This window comes from Rhizobium sp. B21/90, assembly GCF_019355815.1.
GTDB classification, from domain to species: domain Bacteria; phylum Pseudomonadota; class Alphaproteobacteria; order Rhizobiales; family Rhizobiaceae; genus Rhizobium; species Rhizobium rhododendri.
In genome coordinates, this window is sequence record NZ_CP072162.1 from 3048174 (window position 1) to 3065347 (window position 17174).

Below are 17174 nucleotides of genomic sequence, written 5' to 3' on the forward strand. Positions count from 1 at the left end.
CTATTTCTGACAACGTTGTAACACCGGACTGTAACACCGGCATGATACACGGGGACTGAAATGGCACGCATCAGCTTTCTTCTTCGACGTGGCGCTAGCTATTATGCGCGCATCAAAGTTCCCATCGATCTGGTGGATCTTGTAGGTAAGAAGGAACTTGTGAAGGCTCTTGGCACGAAGGAGCCGAACGACGCAAAGCGCCTCATGTGGCCAGTTGTCGAGGCTTGGAACCTTCACTTTGCCGACCTTCGCTCCCGGCGCGACATCACAACCGACGACAAGGCCGTTGCGGTTTGGCAGCACTATGAGGCGACGCTCAAACGCGACGAAGAACGACGCTTAGCCCTTCCCTCCGACATTGAGATCAACGCGGAGCGTGACGACCTTTATCGCCGGATCGACAAAGGCGAGATCAACGGCGACGACTTCATAGGGATGATCAACGCTTATACTGATCATGAACTTATGTTGAGGGCGCGCACCGATGACGCGAACTACCGGACCCGGCGCTTAGCCGCCCTCAAGCGCGCGTTGACGACCGGCGACATTAAGCTCATAGAGCCCGCCGCCGCAAAGTTCATCACCGACAATCGCCTCATAGTCGCGGCGGATTCTGACGACTATCGGGAGCTTTGCACCCTGTTGACCAGGGCTGAAGTCGAAGGTCTTACCCGCACCATCGAACGCGACAAGGGCGATTACACCGGCTTGCCCAAAGATCCAATCGTGAAGCCTGTCATCGGATCGGCCCGCGAAGTCGCGGCATCAGGCGAGACGATAATGGAATTGTTCGCCAAGTATGAACGGCAAAACCCTAGAAGCATCACCGCTGATACGTTCAAGCAAGCACGGCGCGACATCGGCACCTTCCTTGACTGCGTCGGTAGCACCCTGCCCGTTCACCGCATCGATAAGAAGGCCGTCCGCGATTGGAAGGAATTGCTAATGCAGTATCCGGTCAAGGCAAGCGAGACGAGCGTCTTCGCCGGGTTAAAAATGTCGCAAATTGTGGCGGCAAACGAGAAAGAGAGGAAGCCTGTCCTGACGCCGCGCACCGTCAACCGCTATCTTTCAAGTCTTGGCGCTTTCTGCAATTGGCTTGTGTCCGAAGGCTACATCGACGCCAATCCGGTGGATGGCATGTCGTTACCGAAAGACAAGCGGAAAAAGGTCTACCCGTTCAACTCCGACCAGATGAACCTCTTGTTCAAATCGCCGCTCTTCACGGGATGTCAGAGCGACGAAGCACCACGCTTTTGGGACAAGCCCGGCAACGTCATGATCCGAGACCATCGTTTTTGGGTTCCGCTGATCATGTTATTCTCCGGCGCTCGACCGGCAGAGATTGCGCAGCTAACCCTTTCAGACGTTCGGGAGGAGTTCGGGCATTGGATTATGGATATCACGGAAACAGGCGACGAAGGCGACGACACTCACGTCAAAAGCGTGAAGACCAGCGGCTCCCAACGCATCGTTCCAATTCATAAGGAGCTTATCAAGCTTGGTCTTCTTGATTACCACGCAAGCATAAAAAAGGCGGGCTCTTCGCGCCTCTTCCCAATGGCAGAGCGAAACACGCGCGGGCAGATGATCGCCGACTTCAGCCGCGAGTTCGGGCGCTACCTTACGCGGATCAAGATCAAGGTTGGGCGGGGGCTGTCGCTATACTCCTTCCGTCATGGTGCTATCGATGCCGTCCGTCGTGCTGGATACCTTGATGAACAATTTGGCTACATCTTCGGCCATACGTCTGGCAGCGCAATTACTCGTGGATACGGCACCACAAAGCAGGGGATGCTTCAGCAGCGTGTCGAGCTGATTGATGCAATAGCCTATCCAAACCTGAAACTTGTGCATTTAATGTGATTTATTTCCTATTTTTATAGGAAAATAGTCATCATTGGGATTCACAAGGAGTTCCTGATATGAGACACTCCGCCTCAAGTTGAATTGAGGACGGACTGCTTGATGCTTGCCGGTGTATTATCGAACGCGAAGAAGGCTCTAGGTCTTCAAGGAGAGCAGAAAGCATACCCTCTCAGCGATCCGGCGATCAATGAAATCTTCGGCGTCATTCCTATGTCGTCCGGCGTGGCTGTTACTGGCTATTCGGCAATGCACATTCCGGCCGTTCTTCAGGCCGTGCGGTTAATCTCCGAAACTATCGGCTCGCTACCTTGCAAGCTCTACCGGGAGATCGATGACAGCAAGGAAGCAGCGAACGACCACAGCGCCAACAAGATCACCCATAGCCGAGCAAACGAGTGGACCAGCGCCGGGCAGCTCCGCGTCGACCTCACCGTTGACGCCCTTCTTCATGGCGCTGGCTATGCGCAGGTAGCCCGTGCGGCTGATGACCGTCCGCTCGAACTCCACCGCCTAGACCCTTCCAAGGTGCAGCGGCAGATCGAGTTCGACGGCGAACCGTTCTATCTAGTCTCGACGGAGCGCGGCCAAGTCCGGCTTTCCTACCGCGACGTGCTTATATCCCTGCCTTCGGCGGCGTGTCCCCGATCAAGCTTGGCCGTGAGGCCATCGGCGTCGCTGCCATCTTGGAGCGCCACGCATCACAGTTCTTTGGCTCTGGCGCTCGGCCGAGCGGCATCATCACTAATGAAAAGCCGCAGGGTGGCGAAGCTGGCGCGCTGGCTATCGGCAATATCCTTAAGTCCTGGCGCAAGTGGAAGAGTAGCGCCAACGGCGATCCTTTGCTGCTCGACTCCGGTTGGAAGTTTGAACAACCCGCAATGACCAGCACAGACGCTCAGTTTATTGAGAACCGTCTTGAGCAGATCAACGAGATCGCCCGCGTCTTCGGCGTGCCGCCAAGCATGTTGTTTCAGCTTGAACGCGCCACCTGGTCCAACGCCGAACAGATGGCCGCTAGCTTCCTTCAGCTCTGCCTTCGCCCGTGGCTCGACAAGTGGCAGGACGCCTATGCCACCGTGCTGCTCACGGACGAAGAGCGCGATACGCTCTATTTCGAATTCGTGATCGACGACCTTCAGCGCGCCGACGCCGCAGGCCGGGCCGAGATCTTCGGCAAGCTTGTCGCCATGCGCGCCATGACCCCAAACGAAGTCCGCGCCGCGATGAACCTGCCCGCACTGCCGGGCGGTGACGAGCTTCAAAATCCATACACGACCGGCCCGGCAGATCGCCAGCAGCCGCAGGAAACCGAATAATGCAGCATACCGTCTACTTCGGCGACGGCGAAAAAACGTTCGCCCTCACGACCGAGATGATTCTTGAACTTGAGCGCAAGACCGGCGTCGGCATCGGCGAGTTGTATCGCCGCTTCCTGCGCCAGGACTTTCACTTCACCGACATCGTCGAGATTGTCCGCACCGGGCTTATCGGCGGGGGCACGTCACCGGCTGAAGCTCAGATCCTTATCGATACCTATGCCATGCCTCGCCCGGTGATCGAGATCCATCTGCTCGCCTTCGAGATCCTCGACGCCCGTTGGAACGGCAAGACCGAAGTCGATGCAGCCGTTGCCGAAGCGCTTGCGGAGTCTGGCCTGTGATCGAAGCCGAGAACATCGAAATCAAAGCCGAAGTTTCGGTTGACGACACCGGCACCGTGACCGGCATCGCGTGGCCTTTTGACGCTCCGGACAGCGTCGGCGACGTGATCGAGAAAGGCACCATCGGCTTCGCCAACAGCGTGCCTATGGTCATGGAACATGACCAGCAGAAAGTTGTCGGTGTCTGGGAAACCTACGCCGAAACCGACAAGGGCCTTGAAGTGAAGGGGCGCTTGTTCGTGGAAGGTATAGGACCCGCCCGCGATGCACACCGGCAGCTGAAAGCGGGGAAGATCGGCGGCTTGTCTATCGGCTTCCGTCACACCGGCTTCGAACCGCGCACCGCAGGTGGTCGCGTCTTCAAGTCAATCACCGTCAACGAAATCAGCCTTTGTAGCCGCCCCGTTCATCCGGGCGCACGCATTACCGTCATCAAATCACAGATCGAGGAAAATATGGAAAACGAAAACGAGAACACCCCGGTTGCCAAGTCGGACCCGGTTGTCACCCCCGAAGAACTGAAGGCCATCAAGACCCGTATGGACAAGCTGGAAGCGAAGTCCAATCGTCCGATCGCTGCCAACGGCAATCATCCTGCCGCTGCCAACGACAACGACGAGCGCAAGGCGTTCGTGTCCTTCCTTCGCCGTGGCATCGAACGGATCAGCCCGGACGAAGTGAAGGCCCTGACCGTCTCCACGGATGCCAACGGCGGGTATCTTGCACCGGAAGAGTTCGGGAACGAGCTGATCAAGCTTCTCAACGAGTATTCACCGATCCGCAGCTATGCCCGCGTTGTCGGCATTTCTTCGCCCGAAATCAAGTATCCGCGCCGCGTGTCCGGCACCGCCGCAACGTGGGTGGCTGAAACTGATCCGCGCACTGCGTCCGATATGACCTTCGAGCAGATCACCCTCACGCCGTTTGAAATTGCGACGCACACCGATATTTCAAACCAGCTCCTGGAAGACAACGCCTATGGCTTGGAAGGCGAACTGCTCGCCGATTACGCCGAAAGCTTCGGCAAGACCGAAGGGCTGGCATTCGTTAAGGGCACGGGCGTAGGCCAGCCGAAGGGTATCATGGCTGCTTCCGGCATCAAGGAAATCAAGACCGGCGTCGCGGCCGCCTTCCCCACTTCCAATCCTGCCGACGTGATCATTGGCATGTATCACCAGATCCCGACCACGCATGCGCAGTCCGGCGTCTGGCTTATGAACCGCAACACCCTTGCTGTCATTCGCCAGTGGAAGGACGGCACGGGCCGCTACCTGGTGCTTGATCCGATCACGGCAGGCGGCACGCTCAGCCTGCTTGGCCGTCCGATTGTCGAAATGCCGGATATGGATGACATCGGCGCCGGCAAGTATCCGATCCTTTTCGGCGACATGTCCGGCTATCGCATTATCGACCGCGTCGGCTTGTCTACCCTTCGCGACCCTTACAGCCTCGCCGCAGTCGGTCAGGTCCGCTTCCACGCCCGCAAGCGCGTCGGCGCTGACGTGACGCACCCTGACCGCTTTGTGAAGCTGAAGGTCGCCGCCTAATTATGAACTCGCGGCCCGCATATGAACTGGTGACGATTGCGCACGGTGGAAACACAGTGTCGCTTCGCCCTTCCTTGCGGGCCGCAGCTACTCTTGAGGCTCGCTTCGGCTTCCCTGCAATCTTCAGGGCATTAGACGAAGGCAGCCTCACCGTCATTTCTGAAATCATCCTCGCTGCGTCGTTCTCCCGGCAGGATGCAGCGACCTTCCTGGGCGGGAACTCTGGAAGGCCGCTTTCCTCTTTCCTCGATGCTGTATGCCAGCCGCTCGCTGAACTCGTGCTCATGTTCATGCCCGCGCCCGATCCGAAAGAAGAGCGCGTCGAAGGTGGTGGCAAGCTCGTCGCATGGGCCGATTTCTACGCCGACCTCTATCAGATGGCGACCGGCTGGCTTGGCTGGACACCCGAAACCACTTGGAATGCCACGCCGACCGAGATCAGCCGCGCCTTCATCGGCCATATCGCCATGCTCAAGACTATTCACGGCAGCGGCGATGACAAAGAAGATCATCAGCCCGAACCCGATCAAGCCGCACGCAACATTGCCGCCGGCCTCGATCCCGAATTCGACCGAAACGCCCTTCGCGCCCTTAAGTCAAAGATCGCAGGTGGCGCATGAGCAAGCCTAGCCGGATCTGTTCTTGTGGTCGCGTAGTCGCCCATAATGATGTGTGCGAGTGCCAGCGTTCGGCCACCCGCGAACGCAATGCTCGCCACGACGCCATCCGTCCTTCAGCAAGCGCACGCGGCTACAACCATCGATGGCGCAAAGCCCGCGCCGACTTCCTCACCATGCACCCGCACTGCGCTATGCCCGGCTGCAACGGTCATGCGTCTGTCGTGGACCACATCATTCCGCACCGTGGCGACCAGGCGTTGTTCTGGCACCATGCAAATTGGCAACCGCTTTGTGCACCCTGTCACAACAGCGTCAAGCAACGGCAGGAGTGCTCTACTACCAATGTTTCTTGAGATATTCGCGCCCGGCTTCCGTGATCTCCGCGTGAGAATGCCCGCCTGTAAGCAGCCCGAACGCCCACAAATCTGCATAGGCGATCAGGTCAGCCGACGGCCCTGGTTTACGGCTCAAACGATGGAGCTCTCGCAGTGCATCAATATCAATGTCTTTAAGATTCTTTGGGTCCAATGGCATATGAAATCCTTTTTGCCGGGTCTTTCTGTCAGCGAATTCGGGCTCACATGATCAATATAGTTCCCGCCGGGGTGGTGTTCAACTTGCGCCATGCGCGGGAGACCGGCGCATGGGGGACCGCACAAGAGACCCCGAATATAACTTTTTCTGAAGAGGCTGAAAACGCATGAGCAGCGTCACGCTTTCGCTTGCGAAACTTCACATGAACATTGACGGCACGACCGACGACGAGCTTATTCAGCTCTATATCGATGCGGCTGAAGTCTGGCTTGGTAACTACATCGGCAAGCAGCTCGCCAACTTCGATCCCGTTCCGGCAGACCTGAAGCTCGCCGTGCTGAAGCTGGTCGCGTTCTATTACGAGCAACGCGAGGCCGTTGCCTTCGGCATTTCCATGCAGCTTGCGCCCTACGGCGTGATCAGCCTAGCCGACTCCTACCGCGAAGAGTGGTTCGGCAATGGTGAGTAACGGCTTGAAAGAGACGCTCGAAGCCTTCGACCGCATCAAGGCAGCACCCCGTAAGGCCGTCATCCCGGCCCTGGTAGCGTCCGCGCATGAGCTTGCCGACGCCCAGGAGCATCTTGCCGAAAGCTCCCGCGATACCGGCGCGCTAATCAACAGCATCGCCATCACCATGCCTGGTCATACCACGCCTGCCTACTCGCAGCCGGGGGGATCTCGTGTCGCCGGAGAAACCGAAGTCATCGTGACGGCTGGCGACAAGGAAGTTCGCTACGCGCATTTGGTCGAATTTGGAACCGCACATAGCGAGGCGCAGCCGTTCTTTTGGCCTGCCTACAGGCTGCTTCGTAAGCGCCTTCAGGACCGCATAAATCGTGCTGCCAAGAAGGCAGTCAAAGACGCTTGGAAACAGTAATGATCGAACCCACCCTCGCCCTTCAGACGGCCATCCGCAGCGCCCTGATAGCCGACCCGGCAGTCGCAACGCTTGTTCCTGCCGACCATATTCGGGCTGGTGGATCGCGCCCCGACAAGACGCCGTGCATCATTATGAGCAACGGCAGCACCGAACTTCACGGACGCGACTACACCGCCCAGCGCGCCGCGTGGGTATCGCTCGACCTGCATGTCTGGACGTTGGGCTCTGGCGAGGATGCCGCAAGGGAGATTGCCTTCGCCGTCACGACCGCGCTCGACAAGATCATGACCATCGAAGGCGGTTATTGCGATCATTTTCGCATCACTCGCGCCGTCTATCCGCGCGACCCCGACCCCTCTTATGGTCACGGCGTCCTCTCTGTCGAAGCTCTTGTCCGGTGGATCGTATAATGCGCGCCGGGAAGCTTGATCGCACCATCGCCATCGAACGGCAGACCGAGATCGTCGCACCGTCCGGCAGCGTGTCCAACGATTGGACGAATGTCGCCACGGTGCGTGCCGAGATCGTCACGCAGTCGGCGACCGAATTCTTCACCGGCTTCGGCGAGGCAGAGAACGGCAGCGTCGTTTTCCGCGTCCGCTATCTGCCTGCCATCACAACCGCCGACCGCGTCACCTGCAATGACACGGTCTACGACCTGAAGGAAATCACCGAAATTGGCAGGCGTCGTGCCCTCGAATTGAGGGCGGTTGCCACGTCATGACCCATCTTCGCGGAGTTAAGCCGCCCGTTACTCGCGATAGCAACGCTCTGGCGAAGGCGCCTTCAGCACCGAAGGCACTTTCGACCTTTGCCCGTGCCGAATGGAAGCGGATCATGCCCGGCTTGATCGAGCGCGGCATCGTCACGCCTGGCGACTTGGGTGGCGTCGAAGACTACTGCCGCGCCCGTGGCCTTGTCCGTGAGATCGAGGATGCCCTTCGCGCCTCCGGCGAGATCGACCTGAAACTCTGCCGCCTTCAGGACAAGGCAATGCAGACCGCCCGGCAGCTTGCCGCCGAATATGGCCTCTCGCCCGTATCGCGCGCCCGCGTCGGTGGTGTTGCGAACGATGACGACGACAGCGATAATCCGCTGAAGGTGCGATGATGGCTAGCACCTACCCGGCTTGGATCTTCAACGGCAGTTCGATCGATGACCCTTTCGGGCATGGTGAACGTGCCGTGCAATTTCTTCGATTGCTGAGGCACCCGAACAGCACAGAGCCGAAGTCCGCCTTCCAGCTTCACGATTGGCAGGAGCGGATTGTTCGGCGCATCTATGGACCCCGTCACCCGGACGGACGCCGTATTGTCGAAACTGTCTTCTGGATGATCCCGCGCGGCAATCGCAAGACTAGCCTTGCCGCTGCCCTCGCCCTGCTTCACACCATCGGCCCGGAGCGCGTTCCAGCCGGACAGGTCATCTTTGCCGCGTCCGACCGTGAGCAAGCCGGACTTGGCTTCAAGGAAGCGGCGAACATCGTCCGTATGGACAAGCGCCTTGTCGCTGCGACCCGCATTTATGACGCCCATAACAGCGCGAAGAAGATCGCGTTCAAGTCCGAAGGCGTCGAGCTTCAGGCCATTTCGAGCGACGGCGCTGCCCAACACGGCAAGACGCCCGCATTCGTGCTGGTCGATGAAATCCACGTCTGGAAGGGCCGCGACCTATGGGAAGCCCTGAAGTCTGGTATGGTGAAGACCAGCGGCACGCTTATGGTCATCGCCACGACTGCCGGGCGCGGCTCCGAAAACCTTGGCTTCACCGAATATGACTACGCCAGGCGTGTCGCGCTTGGCGAGATCGACAACCCGGCCTATCTTCCGATCATCTTCGAAGCGGCACCCGGCGACGATTGGCAAGATGAGGCCGTTTGGCATCGTTGTAACCCCGGCCTTGCAAATGGGTTTCCGAACCTTAACGCGCTTCGCACCGCTGCCAAGGAAGCAGCCGACCGGCCTGCCGAGCGCTTTGCGTTCCAACAGTTCAACCTCAATATGTGGCAGGCGAATTCCCGCGACCCGATCTTCGACATGACGACCTATGATGCTGGTCTTGATCCGCATTTCGATCTTGCCGAGCTTGCTGCCCTGCCCTGCTTCCTAGGCGTCGATATGTCAGTGAACGGCGATTTGACTGCCGTTGTCTGCGCTTGGCGACATGACGATGGACGTATCGCGGTGCATCCGTGGTTCTTTGTGCCAGGCGAAGACCTGAAGGGCCGCGCCCAGCGTGACGGCGTGCCATACGAGCAGTGGCGCGACGAAGGTTTGATTACCGTGATTGACGGGCCGGTTATCGAACCGGAGGCCGTAGAACAGCACATTCGCGAGATTTGCGCCGACAACGACAACGTGCAGGAAATCGCCTTCGACCCGCACCTTGCCCGAATGACCATGCAGCGTCTTCACGATGACGGCTTACCCGCTATCGAAATGCGGCAGGGGCCGCTCACCATGGGTCCGGCCATCGGCGATCTTGAGCGCACGGTGAACGGTCGCATGATCCGCCACAACGGGCACCCGGTCCTTCGCCATCACTTTGATAGCGTTGTCGCTACGCGAAACGACACCGGCCTCGTGCGAATGCACAAGGGCAGGAAGACCGACCGCATCGACGGCGCGGTTGCCGCAGCCATGGCCGTATCGCGTGCGGCTGCGAACGATAACCGGCGTTCAATCCTCGACATGGACCCCGACGAATTAGACCGCATCTGGTCAGAAGCAGCATAGGAATATTGAAATGAGTGATGAACAGCGGCTTCTTGTAAGCCTTGAGGCGCGCCTGACGAAGTATGAGAAGGACATGGCCCGCGCGAAAAGCGTGACCAGCAATAGCTTTCAGCAGATGGAGAGCCGCGCCAAGCAGTCGGCTTCGAAGATCGAGCAGTCGTTCGCCAACACTGGCGCTGGCATCCGGAACGCTTTGAGCGGCATCGGCAGCATCTTTGCTGGCATTGTGTCTGCAAAGGCTGCCCAGGATATGATCGACAGCTCGATCAAAATTCAGAACCAGCTCAAGACCACCGGATTGGCTGGCAAGGATTTGACCGGCGTCTATGACGCCCTGTTCGCCAGCGCCCAGAAGAACGCCACCCCTCTTGAAGCATTGGTGACGCTTTACAGCCGTGTCTCCGGGGCAGCTAAGGATTTGAACGCCAATCAGGCGGACATGCTGAAGTTTTCCGATGGCGTCTCTCTCGCAATGCGCGTTTCGGGTCAGTCGGCCACTGAAAGCGCCGGGGCGCTGCTTCAGCTTTCGCAGGCACTCGGCGGCGGCAAGATTCAGGCCGAAGAATTTAACTCGCTTATCGACGGGGCACGCCCGCTGCTTCAGGCAGTTGCCGCTGGCATGACCGAAGCGGGCGGCTCGGTCTCTGGCCTCACCCGGCTTGTGAAGGATGGCAAGGTTTCCTCTGAAGCATTCTTCCGGGCCTTCCTCGCCGGTATGCCGACTCTTCAGTCGCAGGTCGCGAACTCTGAGACGACCATTTCCTCAAGTTTTGTTCGCCTTCAAAATGTGCTTATCGATGCCGCTGGCAAGTTTAACACGTCTGCTGAAGCGGCAAGGCAGTTCTCTGGCATCGTCGATACAGTCGCGGCAGAGATTTCCTCTGTAAACTTTGACAGTCTGATCAAGCAGATCGAAGCCGTCACGACCGCCGTTAACAACAGCATCGCAACCTTGAACGCATGGGCGAGCAAGATCGGTTCGATCAGCGGCCTTGGAAGTCTCGGCAAGGGTATCATGTCCCTTGTCCCCGGCGACACGGTCAAGGTCGGCGGTATGTATAGCCAGGACGCGGTGCAAAGCCGCATCGATGATGCCTTCGGCACCAGCAGCAGTGGAACGGCAGCACAGAAGCGACAGACCGCTATCGATGCGATCATTAAGGACAGCAGCCTTACCGGCGCACTGACTGCGGAAAAGATCAGGGCATCGGTTGCACCTAAACAGGCCCCGCTTGAACTCACGGTGAAACCTAAGGCAGCAGCGGAGGTTGTAAAACCCATCAGTCTTGCCGACTACGCTGTCCCGGCGAGTGGTGGTAAAGGAAGTGGCTCTCGTGGTGGTGGAAAGTCGCGCGACGGATTTGCCAGTGAGCTTCAGCAGCTGCAGGCCCGCACGAGCGCGTTGCAGGCCGCGACCTCTGCCCAGGCTGCGCTCAATCCGCTCGTTGACGATTACGGCCGGGCTGTCGCCACGGCGGAAGCTAAGCAACAGCTTATGAACGCCGCACAAAAGGCGAACAAGACCGTCACGCCCGAAATGGCTTCGCAAATCGATGCGGCGGCGAAGGCATACGGAAACGCCAGCGCGGCAGCCAAGGAGCTTCAGGAAAAGCAGGACGAGGTGAAGCGCTCCGCAGAGGCAGCAATTGGCACGGCCCGTGATGCAACGAAGGGCTTAATCACCGACCTTGCCAGCGGCAAGAGCGGTGCAGAAGCTCTTTCAAACGCCTTGGCAAAGATCGGCGATGCGATCTTGAACAATGTGCTCGACAAGATCTTCACCCTCAAGAATTTTGGCGGATTGTTCGGTTTGGGTGGTGGTGGACAGGCGGCTCTCGCTGCGGGCGGGTCTATCATCGGCCTGTTCGACAAAGGCGGCTATACCGGCGATGGCGGCAAGTATGAACCGGCTGGCGTTGTCCACAAGGGTGAATACGTCATGAGCAAGAAGGCTACCAGCAAGATCGGTGTCGGCAATCTTGAAGCCATGCATCAAGGTGCATTGAAGGGTTTCGCTTTAGGAGGTTTTGTCGGTAGTGCGCCATCGATCCGCAAGCCCGACTTGAAGTCCGCGAACAGCAATGCCTCACCTTCGCAGCAAATTTCCATCTCGGCACCGATCACCGTGAACGGGAGCGCAGGAACCCCGGAGCAGAATGCTGACTTGGCGGCTAAGATGAGCAAGCAGATGGAAGTTACCATGCGCACTGCCGTTGCAGACGAATTGCGTCGGCAGAGCCGTCCGGGAAACTACCTATCCTCCCGCAACCGCTGAGGTGAGGATTCACTTACATTCTAAAATGCGGTATGATGGCTAGATGCAGAAGCCGGGGCACTTCGCCACGGTTTGCGCTATAACGAGAATGCCCCCGGTGTGGACGAAACACCGAGGGCGGGAGATACTGCCGCTTCAAGACAGTGATGACTTTATAGGATAACATTCCTATTTGGTCAACCATTATCTCGCGGCTTTGAAGATTTAGAGCCGAGCCATGGATCAATTCGCAGACATTATCGCCTCACTCGACCGCGCCCTTGCCGACGTTGGCGCGTGCAATTTTGCGACAAAATCCGGCCCCGCTCAAACGGGCAAAGTCGCTGCGAGCGCAGGCATTGCAGCGCGGTTCGATGCATCGTCGCTAGTAGGCACTCCCCACCCTACTCCTTCACCTTCCACTTCATCACCCCTCACACCCTTAACCTCTCCATCTACCCCTCGACAAAGCAAGCAGCTCAATGAAGCGGTCGCGGCGACGCTGCCGATCTTCAAGTTGCCTTGGCGGAAGTTGTGGGCTTACCAGAAGCTCGCACGCGCATTCGTCGCCGCAGATCAAGCAGGCGCAATCTCTTTCACGCTCAACCTCTCATCACGCCTTCAGGGCACTTTGGAGCAGAATGCCGACCCGGCTCGCCAGATGTCTCATTACATCAACAGGGAACTGAAGAAGGCGACGGGCGTGTCATTACCCTACGCATTCACCTTTGAGGTCTCTCCGGTCGGACGGCTTCACCTCCATGGTGTCATTGTTCCCACGTCATTCACCGAAGAACACCTCGCGGCGATTGATGTCGCGCTGTCCAAGGCCGGGGGAAAGCTTCGGGCTGCCAATATCGTCCGGGTGACTCAGTCTTACCTCGGCACGCTCTATGACGGCCACGGTTGGTTTGCTTACCTTCAGAAGTCTACCAACGCCACCTCAGCACTCCTTGGCACCGGGAAAATCTCTTTCATCTCAGGGTCGCTGAAGCGCCTTTGCATTGCGCCCGGCAATTAGCCGACTTCTGGAAACAGTAAGTAAGCACTTACTTATTTCGTATTGTTATCAATAACTTGAGATACTTCACGCTTGCAAATGGATCGACTATGATTCATGAATCCCTTGCCCGCTCATGGGCGTGGGGACCACAACCGACATGCAGCCTACCTACATCAATTCAGACACCTACCATCACCAGGTCGATCAGCTCGAAGAGATTGCACGGACGTTCGATCCGGCAGCGCCCGACGAGTTGCGCACCCGGATCATCGAAGTTCTTGGCGAGCTTGGCGTATGGCCGATCTACTGCGCTTATCGCGAGCGACCTGTTCTAACGCTCGTTGCGGCGTGAGGATCCTCGATGTCCAATCGTTACGAGGGTCTCACAGTCAAAGAGGCCGACCGCCTGCTAGTAACCACGATCTCAGAAATGCTTTCTGAAGCGTTCGTGTCCATTAGAGAGATGCCGCAGGAAGAGTGGGAATTCGTCACTGTGGAGCGACGGGCCAACGAGATCGCCAGTTGCATCTATTACGCTGTTAAGAACCGTCGGCGGGATGGGCCATGACGAGGTTCAAGGATGCGACCATCGAAAAGCACATACGTCGTGAGCATCCCGGCTGCCCTGACTTCGCCGTGCGCTACTTCGTCGCCGAGATCGCAAAGAGGGATTGGAGCCGCGTGTCGCTAGGCAAGGCCGTGGGCATCGTCATGCAGACGACGCTCCGACATCGCTTGACTGACTACGATCAACTCCTATTGGAAGGAGTGGATCGCAAAGAGGCATTGCGGCGTGTTCAGCCCAAAATCAATGCGATGCTGGCGACCTGGACGAAAGCCACGAATTAGCCGTTGGACAATCGATTGGACTTGTAATGTCCAATGCTCTTGGACATTAGTTGTCCAGCGAGAGGAGTAACGGTTATGCGAAAGTCGTGGGCAGACTACAAACGGGAGTCTCGGAAACGAAAGAGGGATAAAAACCTCGCACGCGAGCGAGAACTGAACACCTCGGTATTCCGAAAGCCATTCTCTGAATTCATGGCTGAGGACCGGCGCACCGGTTTCGGCGCACACTACCTCATTCTCGGCAATGAGTGGTGGAGCTTCGAAGATGACAAGGGGATACAGCCTGCCGATGTCGCTGACATTGACGAGGATGATTTCAACGCCGCGTTCAATTCACTCGGTAAAGCTGAACTTGTGCTCAGCGTCCTTGAGGAAGTGGTCGAGACCCTTGCCCAGGACATCGCAGTCTATAAGCGACGTGAGCTAGAGACGCGGATTAGTGAAATCCAAAAGCCACAGCTTACCGGCACGGACGCGAACAAGTTTCTGGACGATCTAGAGCATCTTAAGAAAATGCGCGATCGGCTCAACACTCGCGTCCGCAACACCCGCCCTCAGACGAGGGCGTCGGGCGAATAGCCCTTTAGAAATGGGAACAGCCAAGCAACGTTTCTCAGGCACCGCTTGGCCGCCCCGCAGTTTTAAGCATCGCAACATCGAAAGGAAATCGCGATGACGCTCGAAAATAGCACGGTTACGGTATTTGCCGCAACGTATACCCACGACACCTTATGTCATGACGAATACATGGCTTATGTGAAATCCCTTTCAGGCCCGGTCAGTGACATTGACACCAGTTACAGTCATATCGAATACATGAATGTTGGTTTTCACGCGGAACTGAGCCGGTTTTTCCACCGAGAAGTGAGCCACCTCTGAGTATGGTTTTTTGATCAGGGTTTGGTCAAGGGGTTGGCTTTTTCTCCTTTCTTCTGCGCTGCTGCAGCCGAGCTGGCCTTGAAGCGGAAGCTGTCATTTCCTGTTTCCAGGATATGGCAACGGTGGGTCAGACGGTCGAGCAGAGCCGTGGTCATCTTGGCGTCGCCGAAGACTGTTGCCCATTCGCTGAAGCTGAGGTTGGTGGTGATGATGACGCTGGTGCGTTCGTAGAGCTTGCTCAACAGGTGGAAGAGCAGCGCTCCGCCTGAGGCGCTGAACGGCAGGTATCCCAACTCGTCCAGGATGAGCAGATCGAGGCGCACCAGGGTCTCCGCGATCTGGCCCGCCTTGCCCTTGGCCTTCTCCTGCTCGAGAGCATTGACCAGTTCGATGGTCGAGAAGAAGCGGACCTTTCGGCGATGATGCTCGATCGCTTGGATTCCAAGACCGGTCGCAACATGCGTTTTTCCAGTGCCAGGGCCACCGATTAGGACAACGTTCTGCGCCCCATCCATATACTCGCATCGGTGCAGTTGGCGCACGGTGGCCTCGTTGATCTCGCTGGCAGCGAAGTCGAAGCCGGAGATGTCTTTGTACGCAGGAAAGCGAGCGGCCTTCATATGATAGGCGATGGAGCGGACCTCGCGCTCGGCCATCTCGGCCTTCAGCAACTGTGACAGGATGGGCACGGCCGCATCAAAGGCAGGAGCCCCTTGCTCGATAAGGTCTGTAACGGCTTGGGCCATGCCATACATCTTCAGGCTCCGTAGCATGATGACGACGGCAGCACTTGCGGGGTCATGACGCATGGCGACCCCCTACGATCCTGGCGCGTAGGCCATCATAGCGTTCGACATTGGCCTCGGGTTCACGCACCAAGGTCAGCGCCTGTGGCGTATCGATGTCGGGACCATCGATTGTCTTGCCGTCGATCAGCCGATGCAGCAGGTTCAGCACATGCGTCTTGGTCGCCACCCCCGCATCCAGGGCCAGTTCCACAGCCCTGAGGACGACCTGTTCGTCGTGATGAAGGACAAGGGCCAGAATATCGGCCATCTCACGATCACCGCCGGGGCGGCGAAGCATCTGATCTTGCAACTGTCTGAAGGCCACCGGCAGTTCCAGAAAGGGTGCACCGTTGCGCAGGGCACCGGGTTTGCGCTGGATGACGGCAAGGTAATGTCGCCAGTCGTAAATCGTTCGCGGCGGCTTGTCGTGGCTGCGCTCAATGACGCGCTCATGCTCGCATAGGATATTGCCCTCGGCCGCAACGACTAGTCTCTCGGGATAGATTCGCAGGCTGACGGGCCGGTTCGCAAACGATGCTGGCACGCTGTAACGATTCCGCTCGAAGGTGATCAGGCATGTCGGCGAGACGCGCTTGCTCTGCTCGACGAAGCCATCAAACATGGCGGGGAGCGACATCAATGCTGCCCGCTCATCAGCCCAGACATCCGCGATCGTGCCGGGTAAGGTGCCGTGCGCTGTGTCGCGCCACAGGTCCTGGCAATGCTGTTCCAGCCAGGCATTCAATGCCGCCAGATCCGGAAAGTCCGGCATCTGTTGCCACAGCCGCGGTCGGGCATCCTGGACATTCTTCTCGACCTGACCCTTCTCCCAACCCGCGGCGGGATTGCAGAACTCGGGCGCAAAGACGTAGTGGTTCGTCATCGCGAGGAAACGGATATTGACCTGCCGTTCCTTGCCACGACCGACACGATCGACCGCTGTCTTCATGTTATCGTAAATGCCGCGGCCAGGCACGCCGCCGAACACACGGAACCCGTGCCAGTGGGCGTCGAAGAGCATCTCGTGCGTTTGCAGTAGATAGGCCCTGACCAGAAATGCCCGGCTGTGTGATAGTTTGATATGGGCGACCTGCAGCTTCGTGCGCTCGCCGCCTATCACGGCATAATCTTCGCTCCAATCGAATTGGAACGCTTCGCCTGGGCGGAAAGACAGAGGAATGAATATGCCGCGGCCCGCTGTCTGCTGCTCAGTCCGCCAGTCACGGGCGAACGCGGCAACCCGACCATAGGAGCCGGTAAATCCGAGAGCCATCAGATCGGCATGAAGCTGCTTCAAGGTTCGGCGCTGCTTGCGCGACCTCCCGGCCTCGGTCTTCAGCCAGCCAGATAGTTTATCGGCAAAAGGATCAAGCTTGCTCGGTCGTTCCGGTACCGTGAACGTCGGCTCAATCGTGCCCGCATTCAAATACTTCGCGATCGTGTTGCGTGACAACCCGGTGCGCCGGCTGATCTCCCGGATCGACTGCTTCTCACGCAGCGCCATCCGACGGATGATGTTTAAAAGTCCCATGTGGATCACTCCGTTGCCCCCGTC

Annotated in this window: 21 protein-coding genes and 1 pseudogene; 19 read left to right on the forward strand and 3 right to left on the reverse strand. The window is 58.0% G+C overall.

The genetic code is table 11. From position 1 onward, the window contains the following. Positions 1-60 precede the first annotated feature (60 nt). The 6 genes and pseudogenes from J5278_RS14740 to J5278_RS14760 all read left to right on the forward strand — a co-directional run bounded on the left by J5278_RS14740 (position 61) and on the right by J5278_RS14760 (position 5696). Positions 61-1866: a DUF6538 domain-containing protein gene (locus tag J5278_RS14740; protein WP_209183114.1), complete on the forward strand. Its 1806-nt coding sequence runs from the start codon at positions 61-63 to the stop codon at positions 1864-1866. Between the two features lie 249 nt (positions 1867-2115). After that, positions 2116-2424: pseudogene (locus tag J5278_RS30955) on the forward strand (phage portal protein); the annotation flags it as partial. Between the two features lie 80 nt (positions 2425-2504). Next, positions 2505-3185: a phage portal protein gene (locus J5278_RS30960; protein ID WP_257623372.1), complete on the forward strand. Its 681-nt coding sequence runs from the start codon at positions 2505-2507 to the stop codon at positions 3183-3185. Then, positions 3185-3529, forward strand: coding sequence for a gene transfer agent family protein (locus J5278_RS14750; RefSeq protein ID WP_209183113.1), 345 nt, complete (start codon positions 3185-3187; stop codon positions 3527-3529). The genes J5278_RS30960 and J5278_RS14750 overlap by 1 nt, the downstream gene beginning before the upstream one ends. Next, the gene (locus J5278_RS14755; RefSeq protein ID WP_209183112.1) at positions 3526-5076 is read left to right on the forward strand and encodes a phage major capsid protein; all 1551 of its coding nucleotides are present in this window, start codon (positions 3526-3528) and stop codon (positions 5074-5076) included. The genes J5278_RS14750 and J5278_RS14755 overlap by 4 nt, the downstream gene beginning before the upstream one ends. A gap of 74 nt (positions 5077-5150) precedes the next feature. Beyond that, the gene (locus J5278_RS14760; RefSeq protein ID WP_247750555.1) at positions 5151-5696 is read left to right on the forward strand and encodes a hypothetical protein; all 546 of its coding nucleotides are present in this window, start codon (positions 5151-5153) and stop codon (positions 5694-5696) included. A 336-nt stretch (positions 5697-6032) separates the two neighbouring features. On the opposite strand, the gene J5278_RS14770 is transcribed toward J5278_RS14760, so the two are convergent. Further along, positions 6033-6230, reverse strand: coding sequence for a hypothetical protein (locus tag J5278_RS14770; RefSeq protein ID WP_209184140.1), 198 nt, complete (start codon positions 6228-6230; stop codon positions 6033-6035). A gap of 166 nt (positions 6231-6396) precedes the next feature. On the opposite strand from J5278_RS14770, the gene J5278_RS14775 reads away from it, so the two are divergent. From J5278_RS14775 to J5278_RS14835, 13 genes are all read left to right on the forward strand, one after another. Beyond that, a complete protein-coding gene (locus tag J5278_RS14775) occupies positions 6397-6699 on the forward strand; it encodes a head-tail connector protein (RefSeq protein ID WP_209183110.1) in 303 nt (100 codons plus the stop codon). After that, positions 6689-7108 carry an HK97-gp10 family putative phage morphogenesis protein gene (locus J5278_RS14780; RefSeq protein ID WP_209183109.1) on the forward strand — a complete coding sequence of 140 codons (420 nt, stop codon included), beginning with the start codon at positions 6689-6691 and terminating at the stop codon, positions 7106-7108. The genes J5278_RS14775 and J5278_RS14780 overlap by 11 nt, the downstream gene beginning before the upstream one ends. After that, complete coding sequence (locus J5278_RS14785; protein WP_209183108.1) at positions 7108-7521, forward strand: DUF3168 domain-containing protein; 414 nt, start codon at positions 7108-7110, stop codon at positions 7519-7521. The genes J5278_RS14780 and J5278_RS14785 overlap by 1 nt, the downstream gene beginning before the upstream one ends. Beyond that, positions 7521-7835, forward strand: a complete 315-nt coding sequence (locus J5278_RS14790) for a phage head closure protein (RefSeq protein ID WP_247749757.1) — start codon at positions 7521-7523, stop codon at positions 7833-7835. The genes J5278_RS14785 and J5278_RS14790 overlap by 1 nt, the downstream gene beginning before the upstream one ends. Next, positions 7832-8221, forward strand: coding sequence for a phage terminase small subunit P27 family (locus tag J5278_RS14795; RefSeq protein WP_209183107.1), 390 nt, complete (start codon positions 7832-7834; stop codon positions 8219-8221). Before J5278_RS14790 ends, J5278_RS14795 begins: the two co-directional genes overlap by 4 nt. Next, the gene (locus J5278_RS14800; protein ID WP_209183106.1) at positions 8218-9846 is read left to right on the forward strand and encodes a terminase large subunit; all 1629 of its coding nucleotides are present in this window, start codon (positions 8218-8220) and stop codon (positions 9844-9846) included. Before J5278_RS14795 ends, J5278_RS14800 begins: the two co-directional genes overlap by 4 nt. A gap of 10 nt (positions 9847-9856) precedes the next feature. Next, the gene (locus tag J5278_RS14805; RefSeq protein ID WP_209183105.1) at positions 9857-12121 is read left to right on the forward strand and encodes a tape measure protein; all 2265 of its coding nucleotides are present in this window, start codon (positions 9857-9859) and stop codon (positions 12119-12121) included. 217 nt (positions 12122-12338) lie between these two features. Next, positions 12339-13121, forward strand: coding sequence for a hypothetical protein (locus J5278_RS14810; RefSeq protein WP_209183104.1), 783 nt, complete (start codon positions 12339-12341; stop codon positions 13119-13121). 139 nt (positions 13122-13260) lie between these two features. After that, a complete protein-coding gene (locus J5278_RS14815) occupies positions 13261-13455 on the forward strand; it encodes a hypothetical protein (protein WP_209183103.1) in 195 nt (64 codons plus the stop codon). 9 nt (positions 13456-13464) lie between these two features. Beyond that, positions 13465-13671: a hypothetical protein gene (locus tag J5278_RS14820; RefSeq protein WP_209183102.1), complete on the forward strand. Its 207-nt coding sequence runs from the start codon at positions 13465-13467 to the stop codon at positions 13669-13671. After that, positions 13668-13952 (forward strand): DUF2293 domain-containing protein, encoded by a 285-nt coding sequence (locus J5278_RS14825; RefSeq protein WP_209183101.1) that lies wholly within the window; start codon positions 13668-13670, stop codon positions 13950-13952. Before J5278_RS14820 ends, J5278_RS14825 begins: the two co-directional genes overlap by 4 nt. Positions 13953-14027: 75 nt before the next feature. Next, entirely contained in the window at positions 14028-14531 is a 504-nt protein-coding gene (locus J5278_RS14830; protein WP_209183100.1) for a hypothetical protein, read from the forward strand. Positions 14532-14624: 93 nt separating this feature from the next. After that, a complete protein-coding gene (locus J5278_RS14835; protein ID WP_209183099.1) occupies positions 14625-14831 on the forward strand; it encodes a hypothetical protein in 207 nt (68 codons plus the stop codon). Between the two features lie 14 nt (positions 14832-14845). On the opposite strand, the gene istB is transcribed toward J5278_RS14835, so the two are convergent. Next, positions 14846-15640, reverse strand: coding sequence for an IS21-like element helper ATPase IstB (gene istB / locus J5278_RS14840; RefSeq protein ID WP_167130286.1), 795 nt, complete (start codon positions 15638-15640; stop codon positions 14846-14848). Further along, on the reverse strand, positions 15630-17150 hold the full coding sequence (gene istA / locus J5278_RS14845) for an IS21 family transposase (RefSeq protein ID WP_209187055.1): 1521 nt from the start codon (positions 17148-17150) through the stop codon (positions 15630-15632). The genes istB and istA overlap by 11 nt, the downstream gene beginning before the upstream one ends. Between the last annotated feature and the right edge of the window lie 24 nt (positions 17151-17174).

Excerpts from the sequence above, each read along its gene's own strand:
- J5278_RS14740 (WP_209183114.1), top strand. The coding sequence starts at position 61 with ATGGCACGCATCAGCTTTCTTCTTCGACGTGGCGCTAGCTATTATGCG.
- J5278_RS14750 (WP_209183113.1), top strand. The coding sequence starts at position 3,185 with ATGCAGCATACCGTCTACTTCGGCGACGGCGAAAAAACGTTCGCCCTC.
- J5278_RS14770 (WP_209184140.1), bottom strand. The coding sequence starts at position 6,230 with ATGCCATTGGACCCAAAGAATCTTAAAGACATTGATATTGATGCACTG.
- J5278_RS14775 (WP_209183110.1), top strand. The coding sequence starts at position 6,397 with ATGAGCAGCGTCACGCTTTCGCTTGCGAAACTTCACATGAACATTGAC.
- J5278_RS14780 (WP_209183109.1), top strand. The coding sequence starts at position 6,689 with ATGGTGAGTAACGGCTTGAAAGAGACGCTCGAAGCCTTCGACCGCATC.
- J5278_RS14785 (WP_209183108.1), top strand. The coding sequence starts at position 7,108 with ATGATCGAACCCACCCTCGCCCTTCAGACGGCCATCCGCAGCGCCCTG.
- J5278_RS14790 (WP_247749757.1), top strand. The coding sequence starts at position 7,521 with ATGCGCGCCGGGAAGCTTGATCGCACCATCGCCATCGAACGGCAGACC.
- J5278_RS14795 (WP_209183107.1), top strand. The coding sequence starts at position 7,832 with ATGACCCATCTTCGCGGAGTTAAGCCGCCCGTTACTCGCGATAGCAAC.
- J5278_RS14800 (WP_209183106.1), top strand. The coding sequence starts at position 8,218 with ATGATGGCTAGCACCTACCCGGCTTGGATCTTCAACGGCAGTTCGATC.
- J5278_RS14805 (WP_209183105.1), top strand. The coding sequence starts at position 9,857 with ATGAGTGATGAACAGCGGCTTCTTGTAAGCCTTGAGGCGCGCCTGACG.
- J5278_RS14810 (WP_209183104.1), top strand. The coding sequence starts at position 12,339 with ATGGATCAATTCGCAGACATTATCGCCTCACTCGACCGCGCCCTTGCC.
- J5278_RS14815 (WP_209183103.1), top strand. The coding sequence starts at position 13,261 with ATGCAGCCTACCTACATCAATTCAGACACCTACCATCACCAGGTCGAT.
- J5278_RS14820 (WP_209183102.1), top strand. The coding sequence starts at position 13,465 with ATGTCCAATCGTTACGAGGGTCTCACAGTCAAAGAGGCCGACCGCCTG.
- J5278_RS14825 (WP_209183101.1), top strand. The coding sequence starts at position 13,668 with ATGACGAGGTTCAAGGATGCGACCATCGAAAAGCACATACGTCGTGAG.
- J5278_RS14830 (WP_209183100.1), top strand. The coding sequence starts at position 14,028 with ATGCGAAAGTCGTGGGCAGACTACAAACGGGAGTCTCGGAAACGAAAG.
- J5278_RS14835 (WP_209183099.1), top strand. The coding sequence starts at position 14,625 with ATGACGCTCGAAAATAGCACGGTTACGGTATTTGCCGCAACGTATACC.
- istB (WP_167130286.1), bottom strand. The coding sequence starts at position 15,640 with ATGCGTCATGACCCCGCAAGTGCTGCCGTCGTCATCATGCTACGGAGC.
- istA (WP_209187055.1), bottom strand. The coding sequence starts at position 17,150 with ATGGGACTTTTAAACATCATCCGTCGGATGGCGCTGCGTGAGAAGCAG.